Source organism: Pelodictyon luteolum DSM 273 (assembly GCF_000012485.1).
Classification (GTDB): Bacteria; Bacteroidota; Chlorobiia; order Chlorobiales; family Chlorobiaceae; genus Chlorobium; species Chlorobium luteolum.
Genome location: NC_007512.1, coordinates 1,819,513 through 1,837,157 on the forward strand (window position 1 = coordinate 1,819,513; position 17,645 = coordinate 1,837,157).

Here is a 17,645-nt window from a genome sequence, read left to right on the forward strand (position 1 = left end):
TGTCATGCCTTCGGGTGGGCTTTTCTGTAGACCTCCCTAAGGCGTTCAAAAGTCACATGCGTATAGATTTCAGTCGTCGAAAGGTTGCTGTGGCCGAGCATCTCACTGACACTCTGAAGATCTGCTCCGCCGTTCAAGAGGTGGGTGGCGAACGTGTGGCGCAGCGTATGCGGGTTTTTCTTCTTCTGCTCGGTAACCGCAGCAAGATACCTGCGGGTCATCCTCTGGACAAGCATGGGATAGATCTGTTTGCCTTTGTTGGTCAGGAACACAAAGTCCGACTCCCCCAAAGCCCCGTCTACAGATATTCTAAAGAAGTTTAGCCGGACTTCAAAATATTTTTTGAGGGCGGAAACAGCCGGTGCGCCAAGAGGAACGATGCGCTGTTTACGTCCCTTTCCGGTCAGTTTCACAAACCCTCCGACCATTTCCAGATCGCTCTGGCGGAGGCCAGTCAATTCCGAAATCCGGAGCCCGCAGCCGTAGAGCATCTCGAGGATGGCCGCATCGCGAAGGAGCGTAAAATTCCGCTGCAGCTCTCTGCCATGGGCGAATCCCTCCCGGTGAGGTGCCATTGGAACTACATCCTCAAACAGCATCGAAGCTTCAGGCTCAGTCAGAAAAGAAGGAATGGGGCGACTGTAGCGCGGCATGGAAACGGCCGACAGCGCGCTTTCTGTGAGATGGCGCGATTCGTGGAGAAATCGGAAAAAGCTCTTGAGGGAAGCCAGCTTTCTGGCAATGGAGCGCTGTTGCAGGCCGCGCCGGAGAAGGTCTCCCATGAACATGCGTACAAGGGAGGGGGTGACCAATGAGAGATCAAACTCCCCGGAACCGGAATGGCGGGCGAGAAAACCGAAAAACTGCCGAAGATCTGTCCGGTAGGCTACGATGGTCGTTCCGGACAGGTTCTTCTGTCCACGGCCTGAGAGCAGAAATTCCTCGATGAGGCGTTCGGACAATGTTGCCGGATTATCCTTCACAAATAGGGAGGCAAGGTTCGACTGCAAGACGGAAAGCGGAGTCAAAAAAGGGTAAAGGCAACCAGCTCCCGTTTCTTTTTAATGTAGTACAATTTATCCCCCCTGATCAGGAAATTGTTGCGGGCGGGCATGCTCCCGCCCTCATCCATCACGTCGCAGTAGACCTCCATGCCATCTTCCCAAAGGCGGAGAGTCGAACGCCATCTCCCCTCAAGATCTTCATGGACGGAACCAGCAACAACCCTGCCCCGAACAATCGACTCCCCGCCCCTGCTCCCGTCGGGCAGGCGTTCAGTCGCTTCGGGCAGCTGCACCTCCTGACGCGCATCTTCCCCAATGGCCGAAGCCCTGAGGCCGGCAGCATCATCACAAGCGCTCTCCTTCCCCGTCAAGGGGTCCAGAAGGAGATAATTCCGTTCCGGAAATCCCGCAAAGGAGCTCTGCCGGCATGCAAGCAGGCCGCTGTCGGTATGGGCGACATACTCAAGGCCCGGCTGCGACCAGAGGATGGAGCCGGTGCGGGCCAGAACGGCCCATATCCCCCTGTGCAGAGGGCTGCCTTCCTGCCAGGCGTGCAGATAGACAAGGTCCCGGTGGGTCGACTCTATCCCCGTAAACCACCCTGCGCCGAGCGGCAGACCGGAAGCGGGATCGAGCGGCTGAAAATCGTCGATCAGCACCCTGTAGGCTTCGGGATCGATGGCAAAAAAGAGGGACCGGCGGTCGCCGGGAAAGCGTTTCTGGCCGAACAGCATCCCGGAACCGGTGAAGGATAGCTGCCAGAGGATGGCGCCATCTCCGCAGTCATAACGCCAGGCCTCTCGATGTTGGCTTACTGCATCCATATCAGCGCGTCAGCCGGTAGATGTTGACCGCGACGGGCTTCCCCGCCCCCCGGTGCTCGCGGGCATGGGCCTTGACCGAAAACCCGTTCTCCGCGGCAAGCTCAAGGAACTGCTCGGCAAGGCGGCGGCGGGGATCGGCGATGTAGGCGCAGCCATCCGGTTTCAGCAGTCGTTCGATAGAAAGCAGGATCGGCAGGAGGTTTACCCGTTCGTATAGCACATCGGCGGCCAGAAGCATGTCGAAGCGCTCTTCCTGCCGGACATTACGCCAGTCGAGCTGTTCGATGTCGATCCGGGCAGCGTTCTTCAGTGCGTTGCAGCGGATGAAGCGAAGCGCCTCTGTAGAGTAGTCGGTAGCGAGCACTTTCGCGCCGAGAGAAGCCGCAACGACCGAAACGAGACCGGTGCCCGCACCGATCTCGATGACACGGGCTCCCTTGAGCGGCACTGATTCGGAAAGGAACTCTGAAAGGGCCAGGGCAGAGGGCCATATTTCGGCCCAGTAGGGCATCTGTTCATCACGGATGAACTCTTCAGGCGAAATCCTGTCGAGCAGGGCATAGCTGTCGCTGACGCTTGTAAAACTGAACGAACGTCCCCCAATCTGGCAATGGGTATCGAGCAGATCGTACTCCCGGGCAAGCTCACTGTTGAGGCGGCTGGCGTCAGCGGGAATCTCTTCAGCTGAATGGATCATAAGCGGCAGTCTTGAGGGTCTTTTAGGGCATGAGGATCATAAAAAAATCAAACTGAATGTACTGAAAATCACTCTGGATTTCTATTTTTGAGCGTTCAGGAGAACAGGGCGCAGCTCGCCCGAAACAACCCGATAAACAACCGGCCCCATGAAACAAGAGATTCTGGAAGTCTTCGACAATACCTACCCCGATCGCGACTACACGATCGAAATCGTCAATCCGGAGTTCACCTCGGTCTGCCCCAAAACGGGCCTTCCGGACTTCGGAACCATCACCGTGAGCTATATCCCCGATAAAACCTGCATCGAACTCAAATCGCTCAAATACTATTTCCTCGAGTTCCGCAACGCCGGCATCTTCTATGAAAATGTCACCAACCGCATCCTCGACGACCTCGTCGCCGTCTCAAGCCCCCGCAGCATGACCGTCAGAACGGAGTGGAAAGCCCGCGGTGGCATCACCGAAACCGTCACCGTCAGCCACAACGCTTCGGCCTGAACGCCAGAAAGCCCCGGAGGAACACTTCGGGGCTTTCAACGCTAATCTATGGGTATGGAGCAGAAACTCCGCCTGCCCTCAGAACTTTTCGGTCAGGTAGATCATGATGTCGGCTGCATCGCTGTCGGAAATGCCTGAACCGGGATAGGACTGCATCCGCTTGACAATGATATCGACCTTGCCGGTCTTCTTGTACTTGGTCCGCAGGGCATCTTCAACCGAGCCGAGAGTATGGCACTTGTTGCAGCGATTGTCGGCCAAATCCTTTGCAGCAGCGAAATCGAACCCTTCAGGTGCGGGAGGCACATTGGTGGTGGCGGCCGGCTGGTTGAGGAAGGCATTCAGGTCGTCAACCGTGCGGATATAATCGCCCTGAAGCGTCGTGGTACGGCCGGTGGTGGAAAGAAGGATGCCCGAAGGCCTCAGCCAGAGAATGGCGAACATCACGGCAACAATGGCGATGATGGTAAGCGGAAGGCTTAGGAACCACTTGTCGCTGACCTTGCCGGAGATTTTGCCGAAACCCCTGATTATGAGCGAAGCACACAGGATGAGCAGGAACCATCCGGTGAATGAACGAAGAGGAGTCAGGACCGAGGAGATGTTCTCCGCCGGAACCTTGAAACCGGTCAGAAACGACACTCCGAAAAACAAAGCTCCCATAAGGGCCGCTCCACCAAAAGCAAGGGCGATAAGCTTACCGTTTGATTTGTTGTCCATGACTGGTAATGAGTTAGGAGTTAGTGGCTTACCATAAAATTATTGAGTAAGATAAACATAAATCACAAAGGCGGCAAACATTAACCTTAAAAAGCCCGATGAGCCGGAAATCCCCGTTCGTTGTTATTTTACGGGCGGCATCGCCATCACCGAAACCATCCAAGGATCAGTCCCATGATCAGCACGACCAGCACCATCATCGACTTTGAAAAAGCCGAACGGGATGCGGGCTTCCTCATCAGCTGTTTTCAGGAGATGCTCTGCTGCCTCGGTGAAGAGGCTCTGGCAGCCCGCCTCCCGCGCGGCGGTCGCGGAATCGACCTTGGACACTACCCCGACACGGAGCGGGCGCTGCAGGCCTATTCCATATTCTTCCAGCTGCTCAACATGGCAGAGGAAAACTCGGCGGCACAGAACCGCCGGACGCTTGAAGCCGAACACGGTGCCGCTTCTCTGGAGGGGCTCTGGGGCCGGACCCTCCTTCCGGTCCAGCAGCAGGGGCTCTCGGAGGAAGAAGCCCGGATTGTGCTCTCACGGGTGCAGGTTCATCCCGTACTGACAGCCCATCCGACAGAAGCGAAACGAAAAACCGTGCTGGAACTCCACCGCAACATATACCTGCTCCTGGTCAAACGGGAGAACCAGATGTGGACCCCCGCCGAGCAGCTCGATATCCGCAGGGAGATTACGTCTGCAATGGAAACGCTGTGGAGGACCGGCGAAATCCTGTTCCAGAAACCATCCATCGCCGATGAAAGGGCAAACGTCGCGCACTATCTGGAGAACATCTTTCCCGATGCCATCACAATGATGGACCGCCGGCTCATGAAAGCGTGGGAAGCTGCAGGGTTTTCCGCCCGCTCATTCAAAGTCCCTGACGACCTCCCCTCTATCCGCTTCAGCAGCTGGGTGGGCGGCGACCGTGACGGCCACCCCCTCGTCACCGCAGATGTCACCGCCGAGACGCTCGGCGACATGCGCCTGAAATCCGTCGGACTCATTGATGCCGCCCTCAGGAACCTTGGCTCGAAGCTCAGCCTGTCCGATCGTCTGCAGGATCCCGGAGAGGAGCTCATTGGGCGCATGGACACCCTCAGAAAAAAACACGGAAAACGCGGCATGGATGCCGTCCGCCGCAATGAGAGGGAGCCATGGCGGCAGTTCATCAACCTTATGAGAGTATCTCTCCCGCCTGCCATCCGGGGATCGGGATCGGGATCGGGATCGGCATTCCGCTACCACTCGGCCAGGGAGCTCCTCGGAGATCTTGCCATCCTCACCCGTTCACTTGAAGAAATAGGGGCGGAAAACATCGCCCGGGAGCTCGTGTTCCCTCTCTCACGGACAGTGCAGTCATTCGGGTTCCACCTCGCATCGCTCGATATCCGCCAGAACAGCCGGATTCACGATCTGGCTCTCACCGCCCTTATAAGAGCGGCAGGAAACGGGGAGCAGGATGAAACCCCATACATCGACATGAGCGAAGAGAAAAAGCGGGAGCTGCTCGACCGTGAACTCCGCTCCCCTCGCCCGTTCACACGCCCCGACATGCAGGCAGGACCGGAAGCCGAATCGGTGCTCGGCTGCTTCCGGGTACTTTCAGGCCATATCCGATCGTTCGGCACCGAAGGAATCGGGTCGCTCATCGTCAGCATGACCCGCAGCGTCTCCGACCTCCTCTCCGTCTATCTCTTTGCGCGTGAAACCGGGCTCATGACTTCGATAAAAGGAAAGAGCGCCTGCATCGTTCCGGTCGTCCCTCTCTTTGAAACCATCGGCGACCTGGAAAAAAGTCCCGGGATTCTCGATGCCTTCCTCAGCCACCCTGTCACAGAAAGCAGCCTCGAGTACCAGCGGCGGCGCGATGGCGCAAAACGAAGGGTGATGGAAGTAATGATCGGCTACAGCGACAGCAACAAGGACGGAGGACTCCTGACCAGCGCCTGGGCGCTCTACAGGGCAGAGGAAGCAATGCTGGAAGTCGGCCGCCGTCACAACACATGCATCCGCTTCTTCCACGGCAGGGGTGGAAGCATCAGCCGCGGAGCCGGACCGACGCACCGGTTCATAAGGGCGCAGCCCTACGGAGCATGCAACGGCGGAATGCGCTTCACCGAACAGGGTGAAACCATCGCACAGAAATACGCGAACCGCATCAGTGCGGTCTACAATCTTGAGCTCTTCATGGCAGGTGTTGCCGGCTCGCTCATCAGGGAGAGCCGGCACGAAAAAGCGGCGCACCACCTCGAACCGGTGATGGACCGCCTCTCCAGCGCATCCTACAGCGCCTATCGGACACTCATTGAAACAGAGGGGTTTGTGACCTTCTTCCGTCAGGCGGCTCCTGTCGACATCATTGAAGCCAACCGGATCGGCTCACGCCCATCGAGGCGCACCGGTGGAGACAGCCTGGACGACCTGCGGGCCATTCCCTGGGTGTTCAGCTGGAATCAGGCCCGGTTTTCGCTTTCAGGGTGGTACGGAGTTGGCTCTGCGCTCGAAGCACTCAATGAAAGCGACCCTGAAGCATTCGAGGACATCCGCATCCGCTCCCACCAATGGCCTCCCCTGCGCTACATCATCAGCAATGCCGACACCGGACTTGCCGCCGCTGACCTTTCAGTCATGCGCCTGTATGCAGGGCTCGTTACTGAGGCCGGACTGAGAGACAAGATCATGGGCATGATTGAAGATGAGTATCGGAAAACTAAACGCTTCATCGATATCCTCTACAGCAAGCCATTGGCTACCCAGCGCCTCAACGTCAACCGATTCATAGAACTCCGGCGCGAAGGACTCGGCCTGCTGCACCGCTGGCAGGTACAGCGCATCGCCGAGTGGAGGAAGCTGCTGGATGATGGCCGAAAGGAAGAGGCCGACGCCATGCTGCCGGAACTCTTCCTGACCGTAAACGCCATCTCGGGAGGGCTCCGCACGACCGGCTGAAAGGGCCCCTGCCGCAATCAAGGTGGAGGCGGGGGGATTTCACAATTGCAGGGGGATGGCTATATTACGGACTTTATCCCGACTATTCCATGCAACAGCAACACCCGACCTCATGACACTGAAGCATACCCTCACACCGCTGCTCCTTGCCGCAATACTCTTCATGTCGGCAGCTCCGTCGCCCGCAAGGGCTGAAGGAAGCCTCGAGGAGCGCATCGTCCGCCTTGAGGGCGAACTGGCCGAGCTCAAGGCGCTCCTGCAGGCACGACCGGCCGCCACGACCACATCCCCCGTGCCTTCTCCAGCCTCACCGCAGACAGCAAAACCGGCCGTCACAGCCGCACCGGGCGTCAATGTGCGCCTGTACGGATTCGCACGGTTCGACGGGTCCTACGACACCGGCCGGCTCACCCCCGGAAACATCGCACTCTATGCAGCACCGGGCAGCGATGGCGATGCCGAATGGAACCTCACGGGCAATGCAACACGTATCGGCATGGACCTCTCCGGACCCGACACGGAAGCAATGAAGCTTTCGGCAAAAATCGAGTTCGACTTCTTCGGCGGCGGCACTGAAAACGCCGCGAACCCCCGCCTTCGCCACGGCTACCTCAAAGCATACTGGCCCAAGTCCGACCTCAGCATCATAGCCGGACAGACCTGGGACCTGAACTCCTCACTGATTCCATTCGTCGACGATGCAGGACTCATGTGGGATGCCGGAAACATAGGCGGGCGTCATCCTCAGGTACGGTTCACCAAAGGGTTCAAGGCCGGCGACAAAGAGCGCGTGGAAGTAGCGGTAGCCGCGGCACGGACTATCGGGGAATTATATCCAACCACCGACACAGGAAAAGACGCGGACATCCCGACATTCCAGGGGCGTGTGGCATGGACGGGACCGGTCCTTGTAGCCGACAAGCCGGCCACTATAGCTGCCTCTGGTCATTACGGCCAGGAGCAGTGGGATCTGGACGCATCGAACACCCACATAACCGCTGACACCTGGTCAGCCTGCCTTGAACTCTCCATGCCGCTTAGCCAGAAACTGCTGTTTGCAGGCGAGTGCTTCACCGGATCAAACCTTGAGAACTATTGGGGAGGCATTGGGCAGAGCCTCGGCTCAACAGGCAATGAAACGCGGGCGCAGGGTGGCTGGGCAGCATTGCGCTACAGCCTCTCGCCCTCCACAGCGGTCGCGCTCGGAGCCGGTGTCGACGATCCCGAAAACAGCGATCTTACCGCAGGCAGCCGCTCCTTCAACCGCACCATCTTCGCCAACGTGATAGAGAGCATCACGCCGAACTTCATCCTCGGTCTCCAGCTCTCGCAGTGGAAAACCGGGTACATCGGCTCCAGCGACAGCGACGTCTGGAGAACCCAGACATCCCTCACCTATACATTCTGACGAGAAGCAGACATGACACGGGCCCCGGTTTCAACGCCGGGGCCCGTAGTGTTTCAACGCCAAGCCTGCCCGGGTTTCAGCGGATAATGATGTCACAGGGCATCACCGTCAGCACCTCACCGCCATGATCTCCCGACAACAGTGGATACAAGGCAGCCGGCACCGGTCCTATGCCTGGCATGAGCCTGCCGATGACACGCCCTGCAAGGGCGCTTTCCACCCTTGAGCCAATTGCGGAGAAGTCGCCCCGGACAAGCAGCTCCAGCCAGCTCTTCTCTCTGGGATAACAGACGATTTCCGGCTGGCGGGTACTGTCGATGCCCCCGAGCCGCTGAGCCTCACCCAGTGCATCGAACAGTCCTCCGGAGCGGTCGACGAGGCCGACTTCAAGCGCCCGGCGTCCAGTCCACACACGGCCGCCGGCAAGCGAATCGACACGGCCGGGACTCATCTTCCGGGCCCGGGCAACCTTCCCCACGAAATCCCGGTACACCTCGCCCGAAGCCTCCACGAACTTCCGGTACGCCTCCCCGTCAAGCGGTTTATAGATTGAGTTCGCATCGGCATTGCGGCCTCTGGTGACGATGCTGCGACCGAGACCGATCTTCTGTACGAGACCGCTGATTTCGGGCTTCAGGGCGTAGACGCCTATTGAGCCGGTGATGGAGAGCGGTTCAGCATAAATGGAACGCCCCGAGAGAGCGGCCATGTAACCTCCGGAAGCGGCAACCCCTGACATGGAGACCACGAGGGGTTTGCAAACGGCGGCCGAATCGAGCATTTCAAGCATCTCGGCCGAAGCCAGAGCGTCCCCGCCGGGGCTGTCGATGCGCAGCACCATGGCCTTCACCCGCCGGTCCTTGAGCGCTCCTTCAATCGAGCGCCGCACCGCCGCAACGTCCACTCCGGAACCAAGACCTAGCGCCTCCTCACCCGTCGTGCGTACAATGGGGCCGGACAGGGTTATGAGGGCGATCCGGTCTTTCGTGTCTGCCTTCATGGGCCACTCCATCGAGTCCCGGTACCGGTCCGCGCCGACAAAGAATCCGCTTTCAGGATCAGGCTCTTTACCGGTCAAGCGCCGCTCCAGCTCGCGATGGAAACGCCAGGAAGAAGCAACACCGTCGGCAAGACCCAGCCGCACGGCCTCCGGAGAGGTCATGAGCGTCACATTGTCAATGATCGAGCGGAGGGAATCGGGGCTGAGATGGCGCCGCCGGGATACATAGCCGATATAATCCCGATAGACCTCGTCGAGCAGCACCGACACCTCTTCCTCTGCCTCGGGGCTCGGTCCGGTGCGTACGAACGGCTCGATGCCGCTCTTGTACCGCTTCCACTGCGCGGCCTGGAACGACACACCGATTTTCCTGAGCGGGGTCGCAAAGTAAAGGGTCTCGGCACGCAGACCGTCGAGCAGCATGAATCCCCCCTCCTCGACAATGACGGAATCGCATGCTGCGCCGAGCATGCAGTCGCTGTCCTCCGGACTATGGAGGAATGCAATAACACGTTTTCCGCTTGCGCGCGTCCGCTCGATTGCACGGCGGAGCTCCGAAATCTTAGACGGCGTCGTACGCACTCCATCGATGTCGAGAAGCACGGCATCCACCCTCGGGTCAGAGGATGCATGGTGGAGGGTGAAAAGCAGGTCCTGCAGGGAAAGAGGACCTTCAGCTGAGGAAAAAGGCAGCCCGGAAGCCGATGGCGCCCGTTCATCAAGGGATCCGCTGAGGGGCACTGAAAGCACGAAGCGATCAGGCAGGGAACGGCCCCCGTGGTTCAGCCACAGAATGAGGGCAAGGCCGGCGAGCGGCAGGAGCACCATAAAGAGGCAACCCCGCTTGAGGCAGCCGGTTTTCGAACGGATCTGTTTCATTGGACAGGAATCGTTGGTTCACTAACTGTTGAGCAGGCAGCTCACCCGGTGCCCGGGGTTTTCCCCGAGCGGTCGCAGGGCCGGTGCTGTCACGGCGCACTCCGGCATGGCCGAAGGGCAGCGGGGATGGAATCCGCAGCCCGGAGGAATGTTCATGGGACCGGGCTGGTCACCTCCGAGAATGATGCGCTCACGCTTCCGGCCGGGCTCCGGGTTGGGAATGGCCGAGAGGAGCGCTTTGGTGTAGGGGTGGGTGGGGTTCGTATAGAGATCCCGGGAACTGGCTATCTCGACGATCCTGCCGAGATACATCACGGCAACGCGGTCGGAAATATGCTCAACCACGGAAAGGTCATGCGCAATGAAGAGATAGGTCAGCTGAAAATCGCGCTGCAGGTCCTTAAGGAGGTTGATGATCTGCGACTGGATGGAGACGTCGAGCGCCGAGACCGGCTCGTCGCAGATGATGAAGCGTGGGTTGAGGGCCAGGGCGCGGGCAATGCCGACCCGCTGGCGCTGACCGCCTGAAAACTCATGGGGATAGCGGTGATGGTACTCGCGAGGAAGCCCCACCACGTCCAGCAGCTCCGCGATGCGCCGACGGGCATCGGGCCCTTTGCCGAGGCCGTGCACCAGAAGAACTTCCGAGAGCATCTCCCCGACGGTGAGGCGGGGGTTGAGCGAGCCGAACGGATCCTGGAAGATCATCTGCATCCGGCTGCGCAGCTGTCGGAAATCACGTGCACCGAGCGCGGTGATTTCACGTCCCTCAAACTCGATCGAGCCGTGGATTGAACCATGACCAAGGCGGATCAGCGCACGACCCAGCGTGGTCTTGCCGCAGCCGGACTCCCCGACGAGGCCGAGGGTCTCTCCCTCCGCAATGCTGAACGACACGCCGTCGACCACCCTGAGGGGCACCGGGCGGCCGAAGCCGCCGCCCTTCTTCACATTGAATTCCACCCGCAGGTCCTGGACCCGGAGCAGTGGTCGCGCTTCAGCCATCGCAATCCTGCATGTTTTTTTTGGGGGTGCCCTTTCTGTTATTTTGACTATATACTAAAAGCATTCTGAATCTACCACAACAAAGCCGTCCCCAGGGAGACCCTCCGGCCCTTGAGCACCGAATCGCACCATACCGGCACCCTCTACGTCGTCGCCACCCCGCTCGGAAACCTCGGAGACATTACCCTGAGGGCAATTGACGTTCTGCGTCAGTCGGATGCCGTCGCCTGCGAAGATACCCGCCGCGCCTCCATCCTCCTCCGCCATCTCGGCATAGAAGGCAAAAAGCTGATCAGCTACCACAACTTCAACGAAGAGCAGGCCATCAACCGTGTTGCCTCGCTGCTCGAAGAGGGCCGGAATGTAGCGCTCATCACCGATGCCGGTACCCCGGTCATCAGTGATCCCGGCTACGGCATGATCCGCGCACTCCACCAGCGGGGCATCGGAGCCGTACCGGTGCCGGGACCATCGGCACTCACCGCGGCCCTTTCCGTCTGCCCCCTTCCGGCAAACAGCTTTTATTTCGGAGGGTTCCTGCCGCACAAGAAGGGAAGGAAGAGCCGGCTCGAGGAACTTGCGGCGATGGAGTCGACCTTCGTCCTCTATGAATCACCCTTCCGCATCCACAAACTCCTCGACGAACTCGAAGCCCTCCTCCCCGAAGCGGAAGTGTTCATCGGCAGGGAGATGACCAAGCTCCACGAAGAGTACCTTACCGGCAGCATTGGCGAACTGCGCGCCGCACTCCCCGAAGGAAAGACACGGGGGGAGTTCGTCGTTGCCGTACACCCTCCCGCACGCAAAAAGAACGCCAAAACCGGAGACCGATATGCAGATCGTCACTGATCCCGCTGAAATGCAGGCCACCGCGGACAAACTCCGCGCCGGGCGTCAGCTCATCGGAGTCGTCATGACCATGGGCGCCCTGCACGAAGGACACCTCAGCCTGGTGAATCTGGCCCGGGAGCATGCCGGCACCATCATCATGACCCTCTTCGTCAACCCCTCGCAGTTCGGACCCGGAGAGGATTTCCAACGCTACCCCCGCCCTTTTGAAAAGGACGCCGCCATGGCCCGCTCCGCCGGTGTAGACTACCTGTTCGCCCCGACGCCGGAAGCCATGTACCCCGAAGGATTCCAGACAACGGTTTCCTGCTCAGGCATCACAAGGCGATTTGAAGGCGAGCGGCGCCCCGGGCATTTCGACGGGGTGGCGACCATCGTCTCGAAGCTTTTGAACATTACCCGACCGCATGTCGCCGTGTTCGGCGAAAAGGATGCCCAGCAGCTCGCCCTGATCCGGCGCATAAACCGGGACCTCGACATGGGCGTCCAGATTGTTGCCGCCCCGACCGTACGGGAAAACGATGGCCTGGCCGTCAGCTCCCGCAACATCTACCTCACAGGCGATGAACGGCAGAAGGCACCGGCCATCCACCGCGCAATCCAGCATGCCGGAGAGATGCTGGCCGCCGGAGAGAATGACCTCAAAGCGGTAGCGGCCGAAGTCGCCGGGATGATCACCGAAAACACGCAATTCAAGCTTGAATACGCGGCATTCGTCGATGAAGAGAGCTTCGAGCCCGCAGAAACAGTCGTGAAAGAGCACGAGTACCGCCTGCTCATCGCTGCCGCAGCAGAGCGGGTCCGCTTGATCGACAACCAAAAATTCCGTGTGTGAAGGGGGTTCCGGTCGATACCGTAATCAACTTTTTTTATAGTATATTCAAAGACAGGCTGCAGTACTGTCCCTCATCAAGGAAAGTCAGCCACCGGAAGGGAGAACCCCGACCGGACACCGTTTTTCCATCACCAATCACAAGCGATTTTTATGATTATCACGAAAGAAATCAATCTCGGACAGGGCAAAACGATCTCGATCGAAACCGGCAGGATGGCCAAACAGGCCGACGGTGCCACCGTGGTCCGCATGGGCGACACCATGGTCATCGCCACCGTCGTATCCAGCCGCAAAACACCTTCTGTCAATCAGGACTTCTTTCCGCTCCAGGTTGAATACCGCGAGAAATACTATGCCGCAGGCAAGTTCCCCGGCGGATTCTTCAAGCGTGAAGCCCGTCCCTCGGAAAAAGAGATCCTTTCGGCACGCCTTATCGACCGCGCACTCCGCCCGCTCTTCCCGACCGGCTACTACCACGAGACCCAGGTCATCATCAACGTCATCTCCAGCGACCAGCAGAACGATGCCGACGTGCTCGGCGGACTGGCCGCATCGGCAGCCATCATGGTCTCCGACATCCCCTTCGAAAACGCCATGTCAGAGGTCCGCGTCGGCAGGGTGAACGGCCTGTTCATCATCAACCCGACCATCGACGAGCTTGAGGGCAGCGATATCGACATCAGCATCGGCGGCACCGCCGACACCATCTGCATGCTCGAGGGCGAGATGAAGGAGATTTCCGAAGCCGAGATGCTCGACGCCATCAAATTCGGCCATGAAGCCATCAAGAAGCTCTGCCAGCTCCAGAATGAACTCGCAGGTGAGGTAGCCAAAGCCAAACGCCCCTTCACCCCGCTCCAGGTTCCTGCAGAACTCTCGGAGTATGTGAAGAACGCCTGCGAAAGCAGCCTGAAAGAGCTGGCCTACAAGCCGCTTGCAAAGGAAGTGCGCGCAGATGAGACGAAGGCGATCTACAGCGAGACCGTCAAAAAGGCCATCGAGCATTTCAGTGCCGCCTTCGGTCCTGAAGCACTCGCTGCCGACCCGTCCAAAGCGCTCTGCCTGAACGAGCACATCATTGAAGAAGAGATCCACTCCTTTGAAAAGAACGTCATGCGCCGCATGATCCTCGACGACGGCAAACGACTTGACGGCAGGAACCTTGAGCAGGTCCGGCCCATCACGATTGAACTCGGCGTCATCCCGAGAGCCCACGGCTCCGCTCTTTTCACCAGAGGCGAAACCCAGGCGCTTGTCGCCGTCACCCTCGGAACCAAGAAAGACGCGCAGTCTGTCGACACCCTCACCAACAGCGCCGACAAGCGCTTCATGCTCCACTACAACTTCCCGCCTTTCTCAGTCGGTGAAGTCGGCAGACTCGGTTCCACCGGACGCCGCGAAATCGGACACGGCAACCTTGCCGAGCGCTCCATCAAGATGGTCGCCCCCGGCGAGCAGGAGTTCCCATACACTGTCCGCATCGTCTCCGAAATCCTTGAGTCGAATGGTTCATCCAGCATGGCTTCGGTCTGCGGCGGCACCCTCGCACTGATGGACGGTGGCGTTCCGCTGAAGAAGCCGGTCTCCGGCATCGCAATGGGCCTCATCAAAGACGGCGAAGAGTACGCAGTCCTCTCCGACATCCTCGGCAACGAGGACCATCTCGGCGACATGGACTTCAAGGTAGCCGGCACCCGGGACGGCATCACCGCATGCCAGATGGACATCAAGATCGACGGACTCGACTACCACATCCTCGAGAACGCGCTGGCACAGGCCCGTCGCGGCCGCTTCCACATCCTTGACAAGATGGAGGAAGCCATTCCTGCATCGCGTGAGGAACTGGCCCAGTACGCTCCCCGACTCACCGCCATCCAGGTTCCTGTTGAGTCCATCGGGCTCATCATCGGCAAGGGCGGCGAAACCATACGCAGCATCACCGAAGAGACCGGTGCGGAGATCAACATCGAGGATGACGGCACTGTCACCATCGCATGCTCCAGCAACGAAGGCACCAAGGCTGCCGTCGAAATCATCAAGGCGCTCATCGCCAAACCTGAAGTCGGCACCATCTATGTCGGCAAGGTTCGCGACGTTCGCGACGAGCTTGGCGCATTCGTCGAGTTCATCCCGAAGACCGACGGCCTCGTCCACATCTCAGAGATCTCCAGGGAGCGGGTCACCAAAGTCAGCGACCACCTGAAGGTCGGTGACCGCATCAAGGTCAAGCTTGTCGATATCCGCAAGGATCCGAGGACCGGCAAAACCCGCTTCGCCCTCTCAATGAAGGCGGTGGATGAAGAGCCGGTCAACGGCACAGAGGCCGGCGCCGCCCCTGAAAACAACTGAGCTCACTGAACAAGTAAAAGCAGTGCAGAAACCCTGCACTGCTTTTTTTATTCCCGTTATTCCCGTTATTACTCCTTATTACCCGTTATTCCCGAAACCCGATACTACCCCGCAACCAGACCGAACCCGACAGCCCCACGATGAAGTACGATTTTTCGCATACCGAAAAGAAATGGCAGGCATACTGGCAGGAACATGGAACCTTCCAGGCTGAAGAGGGCCAGGAGAAGCCAAAATACTACGTCCTCGACATGTTCCCCTACCCCAGCGGATCGGGGCTGCACGTCGGCCACCTCGAAGGCTACACCGCCTCTGACATTGTCGCCCGCTACCGCCGCAGCCGCGGCAATAACGTCCTCCACCCTATGGGATGGGACGCCTTCGGCCTTCCGGCCGAACAGTACGCAATCAAGACCGGAACCCACCCGAGTCTGACGACAGAAAACAACATCCGGAGCTTCCGCGAAACCCTGCAGGCGATGGGGTTCTCCTACGACTGGTCAAGAGAGATCAACACCACCGACCCCGGCTACTTCCGCTGGACACAGTGGATCTTCCTGAAGCTGTATGAAATGGGGCTTGCCTATCAGTCGGAGGTTGACGTCAACTGGTGTGTCGAGCTCCGCGCCGTCCTTGCCAATGAAGAGGTGGAGGAGAAGATTGCCGAAGGGCTCACGGTCGTCCGCCGTCCGCTGCGCCAGTGGGTGCTGAAAATCACCGCCTACGCCGAGCGCCTCCTCCTGGACCTCGACGGGCTCGACTGGCCTGAAAACGTCAAGCAGATGCAGCGAAACTGGATCGGCCGCTCGGAGGGCGTCGAAGTCGACTTCGAACTCCGCTGCCACCGGAAGATGCTCCGGGTCTACACCACCCGCCCCGACACCCTGTTCGGCGCGACCTACCTCGTCATATCTCCCGAACACCCCATGGCCGAGAAGCTGGCCACAGCACCGCAGCTGGTTGAGGTAAAAAACTACATATCGAAAGCAAAGCTGAAAACCGAGCTCGAGCGGACAGGCCTGCAGAAAGATAAAACCGGGGTATTCACCGGCTCCTACGCCATCAACCCTGCAAACGGCGAAGCGCTTCCGGTATGGATTTCCGATTTCGTGCTCACCAGCTACGGCACAGGGGCAATCATGTCTGTCCCTGCGCACGACAGCCGCGACTGGGAGTTCGCAAAGAAGTTCGGGCTCCCGATCGTTGAAGTCGTCAAAAGCCCCCACGACGTTCAGGATGCGGTTTATGAGGGCAAGGACAGCACGGCTGTCAACTCCAGCAACAGCGAAATCAGCCTCGACGGGCTCGCCTTCCCTGAAGCGTTCGAGCGGATGGCCTCATGGCTTGAGTTGAAAAAGTGCGGAGAGAGGAAGGTGAACTACCGCCTCCGCGACTGGATCTTCAGCCGCCAGCGCTACTGGGGCGAACCCATTCCCGTCAAGCACTATGAAGACGGCTCGCTCGGCACCGAAACAGACCTGCCGCTCCGTCTTCCCGAAGTCGAGGCCTACCAGCCGACCGAAACCGGCGAGTCACCTCTGGCCAACATCCCCGAGTGGCTCTACGGAACAGACGGGAAGGGTGCGTTCCGCCGCGAAACCAACACGATGCCGCAATGGGCCGGCAGCTGCTGGTACTACCTCCGATTCATCGACCCCCGGAACAGCGAGCACCTCGTCGATGCTGAAAAGGAGCACTACTGGATGAATGTCGACCTCTACATCGGAGGCGCCGAACATGCCGTCCTGCACCTGCTCTATGCACGCTTCTGGCACAAGGTGCTCTATGACCTCAAGGTCGTCAGTACGAAGGAGCCGTTCCAGAAGCTGTTCAACCAGGGCATGATCCTCGGCGAAGACGGTGAGAAGATGTCGAAGTCGCGCGGCAACGTCATCCCCGCCGACCATGTCCTTGAGAAATACGGGGCCGACGCCGTCCGGCTCTATGAAATGTTCCTCGGACCGCTCGAGCAGGTCAAACCGTGGAACACCAATGGGATTGAAGGCGTCAGCCGCTTCCTCAACCGCGTCTGGCGGCTGGTCCACCCCGATACTGAAGGCCCGGCGGCCGTCCTGGACGAAGCAGCCATGCCCGGGGAGCTCCTGCGCCGCATGCATAAGACGGTCAAGAAGGTCCGGGAAGACACCGAGTGTTTGAAGTTCAACACCGCCATCGCCGAGATGATGGTCTTTGTCAATGACCTGCACCGCACCGGCAACCGCAACAGAGAGGCAATCGAAACCCTCGTGCTGCTCCTCGCCCCCTATGCACCGCACATCTCGGAAGAACTCTGGGAAGCACTTGGCCACCCCGAATCAATAGCCCGTGCGCCCTTCCCCACCTTTGACCCGGCTCTGGCAGCGAACGACGTCCTCACCATCGCCGTCCAGGTCAACGGAAAACTGAGGGGCACGTTCGAGGCCGCAAAAGACGCATCGAAGGAAGAGATGCTCGAAGCGGCAAGAGCGGTAGAATCCGTCAGAAAGTTCATTGAGGGCTCAACGGTCGTAAAAGAAATCGTCGTTCCGGGAAAACTCATCAACTTTGCCGTAAAATAATGCAATCAATCCGGCAACGTTCCAGACATAGGGAGACGGACAATTGCCAAGAATATTTTTTTTATGTAAAAT

13 protein-coding genes are annotated in these 17,645 nt (G+C 59.1%); 7 read left to right on the forward strand and 6 right to left on the reverse strand.

Annotated features, from left to right (window positions below; translation table 11 throughout):
* Positions 1-2 precede the first annotated feature (2 nt).
* From PLUT_RS08400 to PLUT_RS08410, 3 genes are read right to left on the reverse strand one after another with little or no spacing between them, the layout of a single operon-like run.
* On the reverse strand, positions 3-983 hold the full coding sequence (locus PLUT_RS08400) for a tyrosine recombinase XerC (protein WP_041464177.1): 981 nt from the start codon (positions 981-983) through the stop codon (positions 3-5).
* A gap of 41 nt (positions 984-1,024) precedes the next feature.
* Positions 1,025-1,828, reverse strand: coding sequence for a DUF4905 domain-containing protein (locus PLUT_RS08405; protein ID WP_011358351.1), 804 nt, complete (start codon positions 1,826-1,828; stop codon positions 1,025-1,027).
* Between the two features lies 1 nt (position 1,829).
* Positions 1,830-2,525 (reverse strand): class I SAM-dependent methyltransferase, encoded by a 696-nt coding sequence (locus PLUT_RS08410; protein WP_011358352.1) that lies wholly within the window; start codon positions 2,523-2,525, stop codon positions 1,830-1,832.
* A 148-nt stretch (positions 2,526-2,673) separates the two neighbouring features.
* Between PLUT_RS08410 and queF the strand changes: the two genes are divergently transcribed.
* Positions 2,674-3,024: a preQ(1) synthase gene (gene queF / locus PLUT_RS08415; protein ID WP_011358353.1), complete on the forward strand. Its 351-nt coding sequence runs from the start codon at positions 2,674-2,676 to the stop codon at positions 3,022-3,024.
* A gap of 78 nt (positions 3,025-3,102) precedes the next feature.
* Here queF and PLUT_RS08420 read toward each other — a convergent pair whose 3' ends face one another.
* Positions 3,103-3,744 (reverse strand): photosystem P840 reaction-center cytochrome c-551, encoded by a 642-nt coding sequence (locus PLUT_RS08420; RefSeq protein WP_011358354.1) that lies wholly within the window; start codon positions 3,742-3,744, stop codon positions 3,103-3,105.
* 174 nt (positions 3,745-3,918) lie between these two features.
* Here PLUT_RS08420 and PLUT_RS08425 point away from each other — a divergent pair, with 174 nt between their 5' ends.
* Both PLUT_RS08425 and PLUT_RS08430 read left to right on the forward strand, forming a co-directional pair.
* The gene (locus PLUT_RS08425) at positions 3,919-6,690 is read left to right on the forward strand and encodes a phosphoenolpyruvate carboxylase (RefSeq protein WP_011358355.1); all 2,772 of its coding nucleotides are present in this window, start codon (positions 3,919-3,921) and stop codon (positions 6,688-6,690) included.
* Between the two features lie 112 nt (positions 6,691-6,802).
* Entirely contained in the window at positions 6,803-8,098 is a 1,296-nt protein-coding gene (locus PLUT_RS08430; protein ID WP_041463889.1) for a hypothetical protein, read from the forward strand.
* A gap of 76 nt (positions 8,099-8,174) precedes the next feature.
* Here the strand turns inward: PLUT_RS08430 and PLUT_RS08435 are convergent, their stop codons facing one another.
* Both PLUT_RS08435 and PLUT_RS08440 read right to left on the reverse strand, forming a co-directional pair.
* Positions 8,175-9,977: a S49 family peptidase gene (locus tag PLUT_RS08435; RefSeq protein ID WP_041463890.1), complete on the reverse strand. Its 1,803-nt coding sequence runs from the start codon at positions 9,975-9,977 to the stop codon at positions 8,175-8,177.
* A gap of 21 nt (positions 9,978-9,998) precedes the next feature.
* Positions 9,999-10,982, reverse strand: a complete 984-nt coding sequence (locus tag PLUT_RS08440) for an ABC transporter ATP-binding protein (RefSeq protein ID WP_011358358.1) — start codon at positions 10,980-10,982, stop codon at positions 9,999-10,001.
* 111 nt (positions 10,983-11,093) lie between these two features.
* On the opposite strand from PLUT_RS08440, the gene rsmI reads away from it, so the two are divergent.
* The 4 genes from rsmI to leuS all read left to right on the forward strand — a co-directional run bounded on the left by rsmI (position 11,094) and on the right by leuS (position 17,573).
* On the forward strand, positions 11,094-11,831 hold the full coding sequence (gene rsmI, locus PLUT_RS08445) for a 16S rRNA (cytidine(1402)-2'-O)-methyltransferase (RefSeq protein WP_011358359.1): 738 nt from the start codon (positions 11,094-11,096) through the stop codon (positions 11,829-11,831).
* A complete protein-coding gene (panC, locus tag PLUT_RS08450; RefSeq protein WP_011358360.1) occupies positions 11,815-12,666 on the forward strand; it encodes a pantoate--beta-alanine ligase in 852 nt (283 codons plus the stop codon). The genes rsmI and panC overlap by 17 nt, the downstream gene beginning before the upstream one ends.
* Positions 12,667-12,816: 150 nt before the next feature.
* Complete coding sequence (locus tag PLUT_RS08455; RefSeq protein WP_011358361.1) at positions 12,817-15,015, forward strand: polyribonucleotide nucleotidyltransferase; 2,199 nt, start codon at positions 12,817-12,819, stop codon at positions 15,013-15,015.
* A gap of 140 nt (positions 15,016-15,155) precedes the next feature.
* Positions 15,156-17,573: a leucine--tRNA ligase gene (gene leuS, locus PLUT_RS08460; RefSeq protein ID WP_011358362.1), complete on the forward strand. Its 2,418-nt coding sequence runs from the start codon at positions 15,156-15,158 to the stop codon at positions 17,571-17,573.
* Positions 17,574-17,645: the final 72 nt, after the last annotated feature.